This is a genomic window from Sporichthya polymorpha DSM 43042 (assembly GCF_000384115.1).
In the GTDB taxonomy this organism is placed as follows: domain Bacteria; phylum Actinomycetota; class Actinomycetes; order Sporichthyales; family Sporichthyaceae; genus Sporichthya; species Sporichthya polymorpha.
This window is the reverse complement of sequence record NZ_KB913029.1, coordinates 3030766-3042695: the sequence shown is the minus strand read 5'-3', so window position 1 is coordinate 3042695 and position 11930 is coordinate 3030766. Positions and strand designations below refer to the sequence as shown.

Sequence of the window (11930 nt, the reverse complement as noted above, 5' to 3'; positions counted from 1 at the left end):
GGCGTGTGTGGATTTGCCGGTGAACTCTGCCTGAAAGACGACTCCCCCGACGTAGCTGCCGTGGCCACGATGGCAGCGACGATGTCCGACCGTGGCCCCGACGGCAGCGGCGTCTGGTCCAACGGACGCATCGCCCTCGGTCACCGCCGATTGCAGATCATCGACCTCTCCGAGGCCGGTGCGCAGCCGATGGTCGACCCCGAACTCGGTCTGACGGTCGCGTTCAACGGCTGCATCTACAACTACCCGGAACTGCGGGCCGAACTGCAGCAGGCCGGCTACCGCTTCTTCTCGACCTCGGACACCGAGGTCATCGCGAAGGCCTACCGGCAGTGGGGCGACGACTTCGTCGACCACCTGTTGGGCATGTTCGCGATCTGCATCGTCGAGCGCGACAGCGGCCGCGTCCTGTTCGCGCGCGACCGCCTCGGCATCAAGCCGCTCTACCTCACCGAGCGCCCGGGCCGCCTGCGCTTCGCCTCGACGCTGCCGGCGCTGCTCGCCGGCGGCGGGGTGGACACCGACATCGACCCGGTCGCGTTGCACCACTACCTGACGTTCCACTCGATCGTGCCGCCGCCGCGGACGATCCTCGCCGGCGTCTCGAAGCTGCCGCCCGCGACGATGCTGACGATCGAACCCGACGGCCGCCGGAACCAGCGCGAGTACTGGCGCCCCTCGTTCGAGCGCGACGCGAGCAAGGCGCACTGGTCCGAGCGCGACTGGGAGGATGCGGTCCTCGAGGCCCTGCGCGTCTCGGTGCGTCGACGTCTGGTCGCGGACGTCCCCGTCGGTGTGCTGCTCTCCGGTGGTCTCGACTCCAGCCTGGTGGTCGGCCTGCTCGCCGAGGAGGGCCAGCGCGGCCTCGCCACGTTCAGCATCGGGTTCGAGGCGGCCGGCGGCGAGGAGGGCGACGAGTTCAAGTACTCCGACGTCATCGCCCGCGAGTTCGGCACGGACCACCACCAGATCCGCGTCGCCACCGAGCGCATGCTGCCCGCGCTGCCGCGGGCCATCGCGGCGATGAGCGAGCCGATGGTCAGCCACGACGCGGTGGCGTTCTTCCTCCTCTCCGAGGAGGTAAGCAAGCACGTCAAGGTCGTGCAGTCCGGTCAGGGCGCGGACGAGGTGTTCGCGGGTTACCACTGGTACCCGCCGATGCGCGAGGCCGGGAACGACGAGCTCGGCACTTACGCGCGCGCGTTCTTCGACCGCGACCTCGCCGCCCGCAACGCCGCGCTGTCCCCGGACTACCGACTCGACCGCGACGTCAGCACCGAGTTCGTCGCCGCCCACTTCGGCGCGCCCGGGGCCGAGACCGCCGTCGACAAGGCGCTGCGCATCGACTCCCAGATCATGCTCGTCGACGACCCCGTCAAGCGCGTCGACAACATGACGATGGCGTGGGGCCTGGAGGCCCGGGTCCCGTTCCTCGACCACGAGCTCGTGGAGCTCGCCGCCGCCTGCCCGCCCGAGCTCAAGCTCGCACAGGAGGGCAAGGGCGTACTGAAGGAGGCCGGTCGCCGAGTCATCCCGGACGCGGTCATCGACCGTCCGAAGGGCTACTTCCCGGTGCCCGCGCTCAAGCACCTGCAGGGGCCGTACCTGGACCTCGTGCGGGACGCCCTCCACGCGCCGGCCGCCCGGCAACGTGGGCTTTTCGCCGAATCGGAGGTGTCCCGACTGCTCGCCGATCCGAACGGCAATCTCACGCCGCTGCGCGGTAACCCGCTGTGGCAGCTGGGGCTCCTCGAGCTGTGGCTCCAGGGCCATGGCCTGTAAGTCTGGGGGAACAACGACATGACGACCTCCATCGGTGAGCGCCGGGAGTGGTGGCAGGCGCAGTCCTGGCGCTCGCCCGACGCCAAGACGGACGTGGCGCTGGACCTGGGGTGGGGCCGGCTGATTCTGGGTCAGACCTTCGCCGACCACGAACACCTGCTCAGCGTGCTGGCGGAGGAAACCAGCGGACGCCGCGACATCTGCATGTACGTGACGGAGCCTCAGGTGCTCGTCAGCATGGCGCCGTTCGAGCTGTTCATAGATCCGTCGGTGACGTACCGGCTCTATCTGTCGGGCTCTCACCCGGAGCCGCCCACGGACGCGTTCGTGCGCGTCCGCACCCTGTCGAGTCGCGCGGACGCGGAGGCCGTCAACCGGCTGTACGCGTCGTGCGGCATGCTCACCGCCCCACCGGCCACGCTGCTGGCCAACTCCGAGGACGAGGCGTTCCACTACCTCCTCGCCGAGGAGGTCACCGCGAGCGGCGAGGCGGGCGCGATAGTCGGCACCGTCACCGGCGTCGACCACCGCATGGCGTTCGGGGACCCTGAGCACGGTTCGAGCCTGTGGTGCCTGGCCGTCGACCCGCAGTGCAGGCGGCCGGGCGTGGGCGAGGCCCTCGTGCTCTCGCTCGCCGGCCGGCTCTCCGACGCCGGCGCGGCCTACGTCGACCTCTCGGTGCTGCACGACAACTCACCGGCGATCCGGCTGTACGAGAAGCTCGGCTTTGTCCGGCACCCCGTCTTCTGCGTCAAGCGCAAGAACCCCATCAACGAACGGCTGTTCGCCTCCAGCCCGGCCGAGGACCTCGCGCAGCTCAACCCGTACGCACGCATCGTCGCCGACGAGGCGATCCGCCGCGGCATCCACGTCGAGGTGCTCGACCCCGCGTGGGGTGAGCTCCGCCTGACGCACGGCGGCCGCAAGGTCGTGACGCGGGAGTCGCTGTCCGAGCTGACCACGGCGGTCGCGATGAGCCGGTGCGACGACAAGCGCGTCACCCGCCGGGTGCTCGCGCAGGCCGGTCTCTCGGTGCCCCGCGGCCGCGCGGCGGACGGGACGGCAGCCGACGCGGAGTTCCTCGCCGAGGTCGGGTCCGTGGTCGTGAAGCCCGCCCGCGGCGAGCAGGGTCAGGGCATCACCGTCGGCGTCACCGACCCGGACGAGCTCGAGCGCGCCATCGCGGCCGCGCGACGCATCAGCAACGAGGTCCTGCTCGAGGAGCAGGTGACCGGCCAGGACCTACGGGTGCTCGTCATCGACCACGAGGTCGTCGCCGCTGCGATCCGCAAGCCCGCCGCCGTCATCGGCACCGGCGAGCACACGATCCGCACGCTCATCGAGGCCCAGAGCCGGCGGCGCTCCGCCGCGACCGGCGGCGAGTCCCGCATCCCGATCGACGACACGACCGTCGAGATCGTGCGGGAAGCTGGTTACGACCTCGACGACGTCCTGCCGGTCGACGTCGAGCTCCAGGTGCGGCGCACGGCGAACCTGCACACCGGCGGCACGATCCACGACGTCACCGCGCAGTTGCACCCGGAACTCGCCGCGGCGGCGGTGCTGGCGAGCCAGGCTCTCGACATCCCCGTGGTAGGCATGGACTTCATGGTTCCTGCCGTCGACGGACCGGACTATCACGTGATCGAGGCCAACGAACGGCCCGGGCTCGCCAACCACGAGCCCCAGCCGACCGCCCAGCGGTTCATCGACCTGCTGTTCCCGGCAACGCGCCCGCTCCCGGGCCCGTGGGTGCCGACGCCCGCGCGGAGCGACGTATGACGGCGTCCGCGCCGACACCCAAGGTGCTCCCGATCGACGACGAGTGGATGCGCGAGCTGATGCTCAAGCTCCTGTTGATCCCGAGCCCGACCGGGCGCACCGACCAGATCATGCACTGCCTGGGCGAGGTGCTCACCGAGCTCGAGATTCCGTTCGAGCTCACCCGTCGTGGCGCCCTGCTCGCGACCTTGCGCGGCCAGCGACACGCGCCGTCACGCGCCGTCGTGGTCCACTCCGACACGATCGGGATGGCGGTCCGCCACCTCAAGCCGAACGGGCGCCTGCAGGTCGTGCCGATCGGCACGCACAGCGCGCGGTTCTCCGAGGGCGCGCGGGTCACGATCTTCACCGACGACCCGCAGGTGTCCTACTCGGGCACGGTGCTCCCGCTCAAGGCGAGCGGGCACGCCTACGACGACGAGGTCGACACGCAGGGCGTCGGCTGGGACCACGTCGAGGTCCGCGTCGACGAGCCCGTCCACTCGAAGGCGGACCTCGCAGCACTCGGCATCCAGGTCGGCGACTTCGTCGCGCACCACGCACTGCCGGAGATCACGCCCAACGGGTACGTGAAATCCCGTCACCTCGACGACAAGGCCGGGGTCGCGGCCGCGCTGGCAGCGTTCAAGGCCGTCCGCGACGCCAAGGTCGACATCCCCGTCACGGCGCGGCTGCTGATCACGATCGCCGAGGAGGTCGGCCACGGCGCGAGCCACGGCCTGCACGCGGACGTCGCCGAGATGGTGTCGATCGACTCGGCCGTCGTCGCCCCGGTCCAGGAGTCGATCGAGACGGGCGTGACCGTCGCGATGCAGGACATGACCGGTCCGTTCGACTTCCACCTGACCCGCAAGCTGCTCGCCCTCTGCGCCGAGCACGGGCTCGAACACCGGCGCGACGTCTTCCACCACTACCGCTCGGACGTCGCCGCGGCCATCGAGGCCGGGGCGGAGATGCGCGCGGCGCTGATCGGGTTCGGCACCGACGCCACCCACGGCCACGAGCGGACGACGCTCAGCGCGATCCGCAGCGTCGCGGAGCTGACGGCGCTGTACCTGCAGTCCGACCTCACGTTCGCCGACTGGGACACCACCCGGCTCGGCACGCTCGAGGACTTCCCGAGCGAGGAGCAGCCGGCCCCCGCGCAGCACACGGTCGAGTCGAGCGGCCAGGCCTAGGATCCGTCGGGTGTCCCTTCCCCGCGAGCGCCTCGTCCAGCTGCTGACCCTGACCGACCTCACGAGCCTCGAGCTCACCGACACCCCCGAGACGATCGCCGCCCTGTGCGCCCGCGCGCGGCGGCCGGACCCCACGGACTCCGGCGTCCCGCCGGTGGCCGCGGTGTGCGTCTACCCGTGGCTGGTGAAGGTCGCTGCCGCCGAGGTCGCCGGGACGTCGGTCGCGGTCGCGAGCGTCGCGGGCAACTTCCCCACCGGCGTGGCCACGATCGCCGAGAAGGTCGCGGAGACCGAGCAGGCGATCGCCGACGGCGCGACCGAGATCGACCTCGTCGTCGACCATGTCGCCTTCGCGAGCGGCGCCGAGCAGGCGCTGTTCGAGGAGGTCGCGGCCGTGCGCGCGGCGTCCGCCGGCGTCCGGCTCAAGGTGATCCTGGAGACCGGTGCGCTCGGCGCCCCGGAGCGCATCCGCCGGGCCGCGGACCTCGCCCTCGACGCCGGCGCCGACCTGCTGAAGACCTCGACCGGCAAGGGCCACCCCGGCGCCTCTCCCGAGGCCGCCGGCATCCTCTGGACCGCCGCGAGCGAGTACGCCGTCCGCCGCGGCCGCCGCGTCGGCGTGAAGGTCTCCGGCGGCGTTCGGACCCCCGCGGACGCCCTCACCTACCTCGAGCAGGCCGAGACCGCCCTCGGCGCCGCCGCGACCCCCGCGACGTTCCGGATCGGCGCCTCCGCCCTCGTCGACGCCCTCGTCACCGCCCTCGTCACCGCCCGGCGCCCCTGACGCCGCACCTTGTCAAGAAAGGGTGACACCCCTTACTGCGCAGTAAGGGGTGTCACCCTTTTTTTACGAGGTCAGCAGCCGGGGCGGCTCGGATTGCTGTCGCCGCTGTCGCCGTCGCGGCGGGGGACGACCTTGCGGACGAGGCGGCCGGTCATCCGCAGCGACATCGAGAGCACCTCGGTCGCGGCGACGGCGGTGTCGGTGGTCACGCGGGTGGCCTTGCGGATCAGGTCACCACCGGGCATCTTCCGCGGCTCGCCCATCGGGCCTCCTGCGTCGCTTCGGTCCCGGCCGTGCGGGTCACCGGATGTCCGGCGAGCTCAGCCTAGCCCGGTCACCCGCGTCATCGCCGCCTCCGCGCGCAGGGCCGCGAAGCCGGGTTTGATGACCTCGTTGATCAGGAGCAGGCGGTCGTCGAACGGCAGGAACGAAGACTTCATCGCGTTGATCGTGAACCACTCGATGTCCGTCAGCCCGTAGCCGAACTCCTCGACGAGCAGGCCGAACTCGCGGCTCAGAGTCGTCCCGCCGAGCAACCGGTTGTCGGTGTTCACGGTGACGCGAAACTTCAGCTCGCGCAGCAACCCGATCGGGTGCGCGGCGATCGACGGGGCCGCGCCGGTCTGGACATTGCTCGACGGGCACATCTCCAGCGGGATTCGCTTGTCCCGCACGTACGCCGCGAGCCGCCCGAGCTTGATCGGTTCACCGTCGCGGCCGCCGGCGATGTCGTCCACGATCCGCACACCGTGCCCGAGCCGGTCGGCGCCGCACCACTGGATCGCCTGCCAGATCGACGGCAGACCGAAGGCCTCGCCGGCGTGGATCGTGAAGTGAAAGTTCTCGCGCTGCAGGTACTCGAACGCGTCGAGGTGCCGGGTGGGCGGGAAGCCGGCCTCGGCCCCGGCGATGTCGAACCCGACCACGCCGTGGTCGCGGTGCCGGATCGCGAGCTCGGCGATCTCCTGCGAACGCGCCTGGTGCCGCATCGCGGTGAGTAGCGCACCGACGCGGATGCGCCGACCCGCCGCGGCCGCCGCGCGCTCCCCCGCCCGGAAGCCGTCGAGCGTCGCCTCGACGACCTCGTCCAGCGTCAGGCCCTCGGCGAGGTGCTGCTCGGGCGCGTAGCGGATCTCGGCGTACACGACGCCGTCGGCCGCGAGGTCCTCGGCGCACTCGGCGGCGATGCGGTGCAGCGACGCGGCCGTCTGCATCACCGCGACGGTGTGCCCGAACGTCTCCAGGTACCGCTCCAGCGACCCGGAGTTCGCGGCGTCGACGAACCAGCGCCCCAGGGCCTCGGGCTCGGAGTGCGGGAGGTCGGGATACCCGCAGGCGTCGGCCAGCTCGAGCATCGTCGCGGGGCGCAGGCCGCCGTCGAGGTGGTCGTGCAGAAGGACCTTCGGGGCGCGCCGGACGACGTCGTCGTCCCAGGCCGCACCCGACTGCGCGGAGTGTCGTGCTGCCATGACTCACGTTACGTCGTGCGGGGCCGTTCGATCCGGCGTTCGGGAGAATCCGGCGTTCGCGAGAATTCGGCGCTGGACTACCCGACCCGGCCGCGGACCAGCGGCGGCGCCGGCCCCGGGTCCGGGCCCGGGTCGATCGTGAACGCCTCGGCGAGCGCGTCGACGGCGCCGGGGATCCGGGCGGCGTCGTCGGTCGCGAGGACGGCCAGCACGTCACCGGCGCGCACCTGGTCGCCGCGTCGCTGACGCAGCGTCACTCCGGCCGCGGCCGAGACCGGGTCCTCCTTGCGGGCGCGCCCCGCCCCGAGGCGCCAGGCCGCGATCCCGACGTCGAAGGCGTCGACGCCGGTCAGCACACCGGCCCGGCCGGCCCGGATCTCGTGGTGCTCGGCGGCGCCGGGCAGCGGGGCGTCCGGATCCCCGCCCTGGGCGGCAACCATCCGGCGCCACACATCCATCGCGCGCCCGTCGGCGAGGACGTCGGCGGGATCCACGCGGTCGAGGCCGACCAGCGCGAGCATCTCCCGCGCCAGCGCCAACGTGAGCTCGACGACGTCCGCCGGTCCGCCCCCGGCCAGGACCTCGACGGCCTCGGCGACCTCGAGGGCGTTGCCCGCGGTTCGCCCGAGCGGCGCGGACATGTCGGTGAGCAGCGCGGAGGTGCGCACGCCGGAGTCCGTGCCGAGCGCGACCATCGTCTCGGCCAGTTCGCGGGCCGAATCCTCGGTCTTCATGAACGCTCCGGACCCGACCTTCACGTCGAGCACGAGCGCACCGGTGCCCTCGGCGATCTTCTTGCTCAGAATCGACGCGGCGATGAGCGGGATCGACTCGACCGTGCCGGTGACGTCCCGCAACGCGTACAGCCGGGCGTCTGCCGGGGCGAGGTCCGGCCCGGCGGCGGCGACGACGGCGCCGACCTCCCGCAGCTGGGCCTCGAACTGATCCTTCGTCAGATCAGAGCGCCAGCCGGGAATTGCCTCCAGCTTGTCCAACGTCCCGCCGGTGTGCCCGAGGCCGCGGCCGGACAGCTGCGGCACCGCCGCCCCGCACGCGGCCACCAGCGGAGTCAGCACGAGCGTGATCTTGTCGCCCACCCCGCCCGTCGAGTGCTTGTCGACCGTCGGCCGGTCCAGGCCCGGGAGCGTGACGCGACGACCGGAGTCGATCATCGCCGCCGTCCAGCGCGCGATCTCGCGCCGGTCCATCCCTCGCCAGCAGATCGCCATCGCGAGCGCCGCCATCTGCTCCTCGGCGACCTCGCCGCGAACGTAGGCGTCGAGCACCCAGTCGATCTGAGCGTCGGTCAGCGCACCGCCGTCCCGCTTCGCGCGGATGACCGAGACCGCGTCCGGTGCCGTCATCGCGGGAGGTCCGCCGAGCCGAAGGAGTCCGGCAGCAGATCACCGAGGGGTCGCGGGCCCCCGGCGGTGTCGACCAGGCACTCCGGCCCGCCGTGCTCCAGCAGCACCTGCCGGCAGCGCCCACAGGGTGTGAGGACGTCCCCCGCGGCGTTCCGGACCGCAACCGCCCGCAGCCGCGCGCGCCCGCCCGCGACCAGCGCCGAGACCATCCCGCACTCCGCGCACAGCGTCAGCCCGTACGAGGCGTTCTCGACGTTGACGCCGACGACCACCCGGCCGTCCTCGGTCAGCCCGGCCGCCCCGACCTGCAGACCGGAGTACGGCGCGTACGCCGCCGACGCCGTGGCGTGCGCCGCCGCACGCAACGCCCCCCAGTCGACGCTCATGCGGTCGCCCCCGATCCGGGAGGCGCGGTCGCCACCGCGACCAGCGTGCGGATCCCGACCTCCAGAGCGCCCTCGTCGACGTCGAAGGTCGAGGTGTGCAGGTCGGTCGCCGGGGCGCCCGGGCCGCGGGTGCCGAGGCGGACGAGCGCGCCGGGCACCGCCCGGGTGAACCAGGCGAAGTCCTCGCCGCCGAGGCTCTGCTCGGTCGCCAGAACCGCGTCCGCGCCGAGCTCGGCGGCCAGCACGGACTCGAGGTCCGCCACCACGTCGGCGTCGTTGACGCACGGCGGCACGCCGCGGGTGACCTCGACCTCGGCCGTCACGCCGTGCTGCTCGGCGAGCGCGGTCACGATCCCGGTGAGCAGGTCGGGCGCGGCGTCCCAGGTCGCGGTGTCCAGGCACCGGACGGTGCCGGCGAGCTCACCCGCGGCCGGGATCGCGTTCGCCGCCGACCCCGCCGCGACCCGGCCCCAGACCAGCCGCAGCCCCGCCCGCGGGTCGAAACGCCGCGCGAGCAGCGCCGGTGTCTGCGTCGCGACGACCCCGAGGGCGTGGACGAGGTCGGCCGTCAGGTGCGGCCGCGCGGTGTGCCCGCCGGGCCCGGTCAGGCGGACGAGGACGAAGTCCGCGGCGCCGGTGATCGCGCCCGCCCGCAGGCCCACGCGCCCCACGTCGAGCCGCGGGTCGGCGTGCAGCGCGACCGCGCGGCCGACGCCGTCGAGCGCCCCGGCCTCGATCGCTGCCCGGGCGCCCCACATCGCCTCCTCCGCGGGCTGGAACACGAGCCGGACGGGGCGCAGGAGCGCCCCGGCCGCCAGCTCCTCGGCGAGGACGAGGCCGGCCCCGAGGAGGACAGCGGTGTGCAGGTCGTGCCCGCAGGCGTGGCAGGTGTCCGGGACCGTCGAGCGGTACGGCACGTCCTTCACGTCCGGCAGCGGCAGGGCGTCGAGGTCGGCGCGCAGCACCGTCACCGCACGCTCGCCGGCAGCGGCGCCCGCGGGCGCCAGGTCGCAGACCAGCCCCGTTCCGCCGGGCAGCACCTTCGGGGCCAGGCCTGCCGCGGCCAGCCGGTCGGCGACCAGGGCCGTGGTGCGGAACTCCGCGCCCGACAGCTCGGGATGGGCGTGCAGGTCGCGACGCACGTTCCGCATCCCGTGGGTGATCCGGGGATCGAGCCGCACCGACATGAGGAGTGTGCTGCCCTCCGATCCGGAACACGGCTGCGTAGATCGTCAAGTAACCGACCCCAGCGGCGACCAGACTCTACGCTGACTCGGGAGTAACACCTGCTGCCGCACCATGCCACCGCTCGGGGGAAGTCGAAGTGAGAGCCGCCCGTCGTCGCCGCCTCGGCCTGAGCGCGGCCGTGGTCGGTCTGGTCCTGCCCGCGCTGCTCGCGTCGACCGGGGTCGCCGCCGACCCGAACCCGCTCCCCACCGCCGGCACCATCGGCGCCCCCGAGGGCGCCCCGACCCCGACCCCGCAGCCCCCGGCGACCAACTCGATCGGCGGCCCGCGGATGACCGAGCGCGGCATCGTCGCGGCTCCGGGCGCCCCGGCCGTCCCCGCGACCACCGCCGCCGCCTGGGTCGTCGCCGACGCCGACACCGGCCAGGTACTTGCCGCCAAGAACCCCCACGGCCGCTATCGCCCGGCCAGCACGCTCAAGACGCTGCTCGCACTGACGATGGCCCCGCGCCTGGACCCGAACTCCACGGTGAAGGCCGACCACACCGATGAGGCCCAGGAGGGCACCCGCGTCGGCCTGGTCGCGCCGCAGGAGTACAAGGTCGACGACCTCTGGTACGGGCTGCTGCTGCGCTCCGGCAACGACGCCGCGAACGCGCTGGCCCGCGCCGGCGGCGGCACCGTCGAGCGCGGCGTCGCGATGATGCAGGCCGAGGCCCGGCGCCTGCAGGCCATGGACACCACCGTCGTGAACCCGAGCGGCCTCGACGCCGACGGGCAGTTCTCCTCGGCCTACGACCTCGCGCTCTGGGGTCGCGCGGCGCTGCAGCGCCGCGACATCCGGAACTACGTCTCCTCGGTGCGCCACGTCTTCCCGGGCAACCGCACGGCGAGCGCGACCCCGAAGACCAAGAAGGACTTCTGGGTCTACACCGAGAACCGCCTGCTCCTGCAGGGCTTCGAGGGCGCGATCGGCGTCAAGACCGGTTACACGACGCTGGCGCAGAACACGATCATCGCCGCGGCCCAGCGCGACGGGAAGACCATCGTCGCCTCGCTGATGTACACGCCGTTCGGCCAGATCACCAAGGAAGCCGGCGCGCTGCTGAACTACGGCTTCGACGTCGCCGGGAAGATCGAGCCGGTCGGCCAGCTCGTCGACCCGATCTCGCCATCGGTCGTCTCCCCCGAGGACGAGGGCTTCACCTCCGTCGGTTCCAACCCGGGCCCCGCGGTCGTCGGCAGCGGCGACCGGGGCGAGGCCAGCGGTGGCCGAGCGGGCAGCGGCGGCAGCACGAGCATCGACAGCTCCCCCGTCTCCCGCGAGGACTCGCTGCGGTGGTCCGCGGTCGCCGGCTCCGCGCTCGTCGCGGTCCTGATGATGCTCGGCGCGGCCCGGTTCTTCTCGAACCGCCGCCGGTACCGCCGCTACGGCGCCTACCGGTACTGACCGGCGTCAGCTTCCGAACGCGAAGTCGAGGAACGGACGCCAGACCCCGTCCGCGCCGTGTTCGAAAAGGCTGAACCCCCACACGGTGAAGCGGGCCTCGTACTGGGCGAGCTTCTCGAACGCGTGGGACAGCGCCTCGTCCGAGATGTGGTGGGCGACCGTCACGTGCGGGTGGTAGACGAACTCGAGCTCGCGGTGCCCGAGCGGGCCGCTGCGGACCTGCTGCTCGAGGAGTTCGCAGTCGGAGATGCCCTCGGCGAGGGTCACGAAGACCACCGGGGACGCCGGCCGGAAGGTCCCGGTGCCGCGCAGCAGGATGCCGAACGGGGAGAAGCCGGCCGCGATCGACCGCAGGTGCGACTCGACCCCCGGCAGGTCCTCCTCCGTGATCGGCGTCGGCGGCAGCAGCGTCACGTGCGTCGGGATCGAGCGCGCCAGCGGGTCACCGAAGTGCTCGCGCCAGTCCTGGAGCTCCGAGCCGTGCGGCTCGGGGATCGCGATCGCGACGCCGATGGTGCGGACGACCGGCGAGGAGTTCGCACTCATG

At 72.7% G+C, this 11930-nt stretch carries 11 protein-coding genes; 5 read left to right on the top strand and 6 right to left on the bottom strand.

Annotation, left to right across the window (positions count from 1 at the left end):
* Positions 1-3: 3 nt before the first annotated feature.
* Genes SPOPO_RS0114880 through deoC form a run of 4 tightly spaced genes read left to right on the top strand, consistent with a single transcriptional unit; the run spans position 4 to position 5526 of the window.
* Positions 4-1782 carry an N-acetylglutaminylglutamine amidotransferase gene (locus tag SPOPO_RS0114880; RefSeq protein ID WP_028984796.1) on the top strand — a complete coding sequence of 593 codons (1779 nt, stop codon included), beginning with the start codon at positions 4-6 and terminating at the stop codon, positions 1780-1782.
* A gap of 18 nt (positions 1783-1800) precedes the next feature.
* Positions 1801-3564 (top strand): N-acetylglutaminylglutamine synthetase, encoded by a 1764-nt coding sequence (gene ngg, locus SPOPO_RS0114875; protein ID WP_019875653.1) that lies wholly within the window; start codon positions 1801-1803, stop codon positions 3562-3564.
* Complete coding sequence (locus tag SPOPO_RS0114870; protein WP_019875650.1) at positions 3561-4742, top strand: osmoprotectant NAGGN system M42 family peptidase; 1182 nt, start codon at positions 3561-3563, stop codon at positions 4740-4742. The genes ngg and SPOPO_RS0114870 overlap by 4 nt, the downstream gene beginning before the upstream one ends.
* Positions 4743-4752: 10 nt before the next feature.
* Positions 4753-5526 (top strand): deoxyribose-phosphate aldolase, encoded by a 774-nt coding sequence (gene deoC / locus SPOPO_RS29725; RefSeq protein WP_019875648.1) that lies wholly within the window; start codon positions 4753-4755, stop codon positions 5524-5526.
* Positions 5527-5597: 71 nt separating this feature from the next.
* On the opposite strand, the gene SPOPO_RS0114860 is transcribed toward deoC, so the two are convergent.
* From SPOPO_RS0114860 to SPOPO_RS29715, 5 genes are all read right to left on the bottom strand, one after another.
* Entirely contained in the window at positions 5598-5789 is a 192-nt protein-coding gene (locus SPOPO_RS0114860) for a hypothetical protein (protein ID WP_019875646.1), read from the bottom strand.
* Positions 5790-5846: 57 nt separating this feature from the next.
* On the bottom strand, positions 5847-6995 hold the full coding sequence (locus tag SPOPO_RS0114855; protein WP_019875645.1) for an adenosine deaminase: 1149 nt from the start codon (positions 6993-6995) through the stop codon (positions 5847-5849).
* Positions 6996-7072: 77 nt separating this feature from the next.
* Positions 7073-8359, bottom strand: coding sequence for a thymidine phosphorylase (locus SPOPO_RS0114850; protein ID WP_019875644.1), 1287 nt, complete (start codon positions 8357-8359; stop codon positions 7073-7075).
* Positions 8356-8745: a cytidine deaminase gene (locus SPOPO_RS29720; protein ID WP_019875643.1), complete on the bottom strand. Its 390-nt coding sequence runs from the start codon at positions 8743-8745 to the stop codon at positions 8356-8358. Before SPOPO_RS29720 ends, SPOPO_RS0114850 begins: the two co-directional genes overlap by 4 nt.
* The gene (locus tag SPOPO_RS29715) at positions 8742-9932 is read right to left on the bottom strand and encodes an amidohydrolase (protein WP_019875642.1); all 1191 of its coding nucleotides are present in this window, start codon (positions 9930-9932) and stop codon (positions 8742-8744) included. Before SPOPO_RS29715 ends, SPOPO_RS29720 begins: the two co-directional genes overlap by 4 nt.
* A 137-nt stretch (positions 9933-10069) precedes the next feature.
* On the opposite strand from SPOPO_RS29715, the gene SPOPO_RS29710 reads away from it, so the two are divergent.
* Positions 10070-11383: a D-alanyl-D-alanine carboxypeptidase family protein gene (locus tag SPOPO_RS29710; RefSeq protein WP_245541717.1), complete on the top strand. Its 1314-nt coding sequence runs from the start codon at positions 10070-10072 to the stop codon at positions 11381-11383.
* Positions 11384-11389: 6 nt separating this feature from the next.
* Here the strand turns inward: SPOPO_RS29710 and SPOPO_RS0114830 are convergent, their stop codons facing one another.
* Positions 11390-11929 (bottom strand): 2'-5' RNA ligase family protein, encoded by a 540-nt coding sequence (locus SPOPO_RS0114830; protein WP_019875639.1) that lies wholly within the window; start codon positions 11927-11929, stop codon positions 11390-11392.
* Position 11930 lies beyond the last annotated feature (1 nt).

What these genes read in the sequence shown, in the direction of transcription:
- SPOPO_RS0114830 (WP_019875639.1), bottom strand. Translation starts at nt 11,929, where the DNA reads ATGAGTGCGAACTCCTCGCCGGTCGTCCGCACCATCGGCGTCGCGATC.
- SPOPO_RS0114860 (WP_019875646.1), bottom strand. Translation starts at nt 5,789, where the DNA reads ATGGGCGAGCCGCGGAAGATGCCCGGTGGTGACCTGATCCGCAAGGCC.
- SPOPO_RS0114870 (WP_019875650.1), top strand. Translation starts at nt 3,561, where the DNA reads ATGACGGCGTCCGCGCCGACACCCAAGGTGCTCCCGATCGACGACGAG.
- SPOPO_RS0114850 (WP_019875644.1), bottom strand. Translation starts at nt 8,359, where the DNA reads ATGACGGCACCGGACGCGGTCTCGGTCATCCGCGCGAAGCGGGACGGC.
- ngg (WP_019875653.1), top strand. Translation starts at nt 1,801, where the DNA reads ATGACGACCTCCATCGGTGAGCGCCGGGAGTGGTGGCAGGCGCAGTCC.
- SPOPO_RS29720 (WP_019875643.1), bottom strand. Translation starts at nt 8,745, where the DNA reads ATGAGCGTCGACTGGGGGGCGTTGCGTGCGGCGGCGCACGCCACGGCG.
- SPOPO_RS0114855 (WP_019875645.1), bottom strand. Translation starts at nt 6,995, where the DNA reads ATGGCAGCACGACACTCCGCGCAGTCGGGTGCGGCCTGGGACGACGAC.
- SPOPO_RS29715 (WP_019875642.1), bottom strand. Translation starts at nt 9,932, where the DNA reads ATGTCGGTGCGGCTCGATCCCCGGATCACCCACGGGATGCGGAACGTG.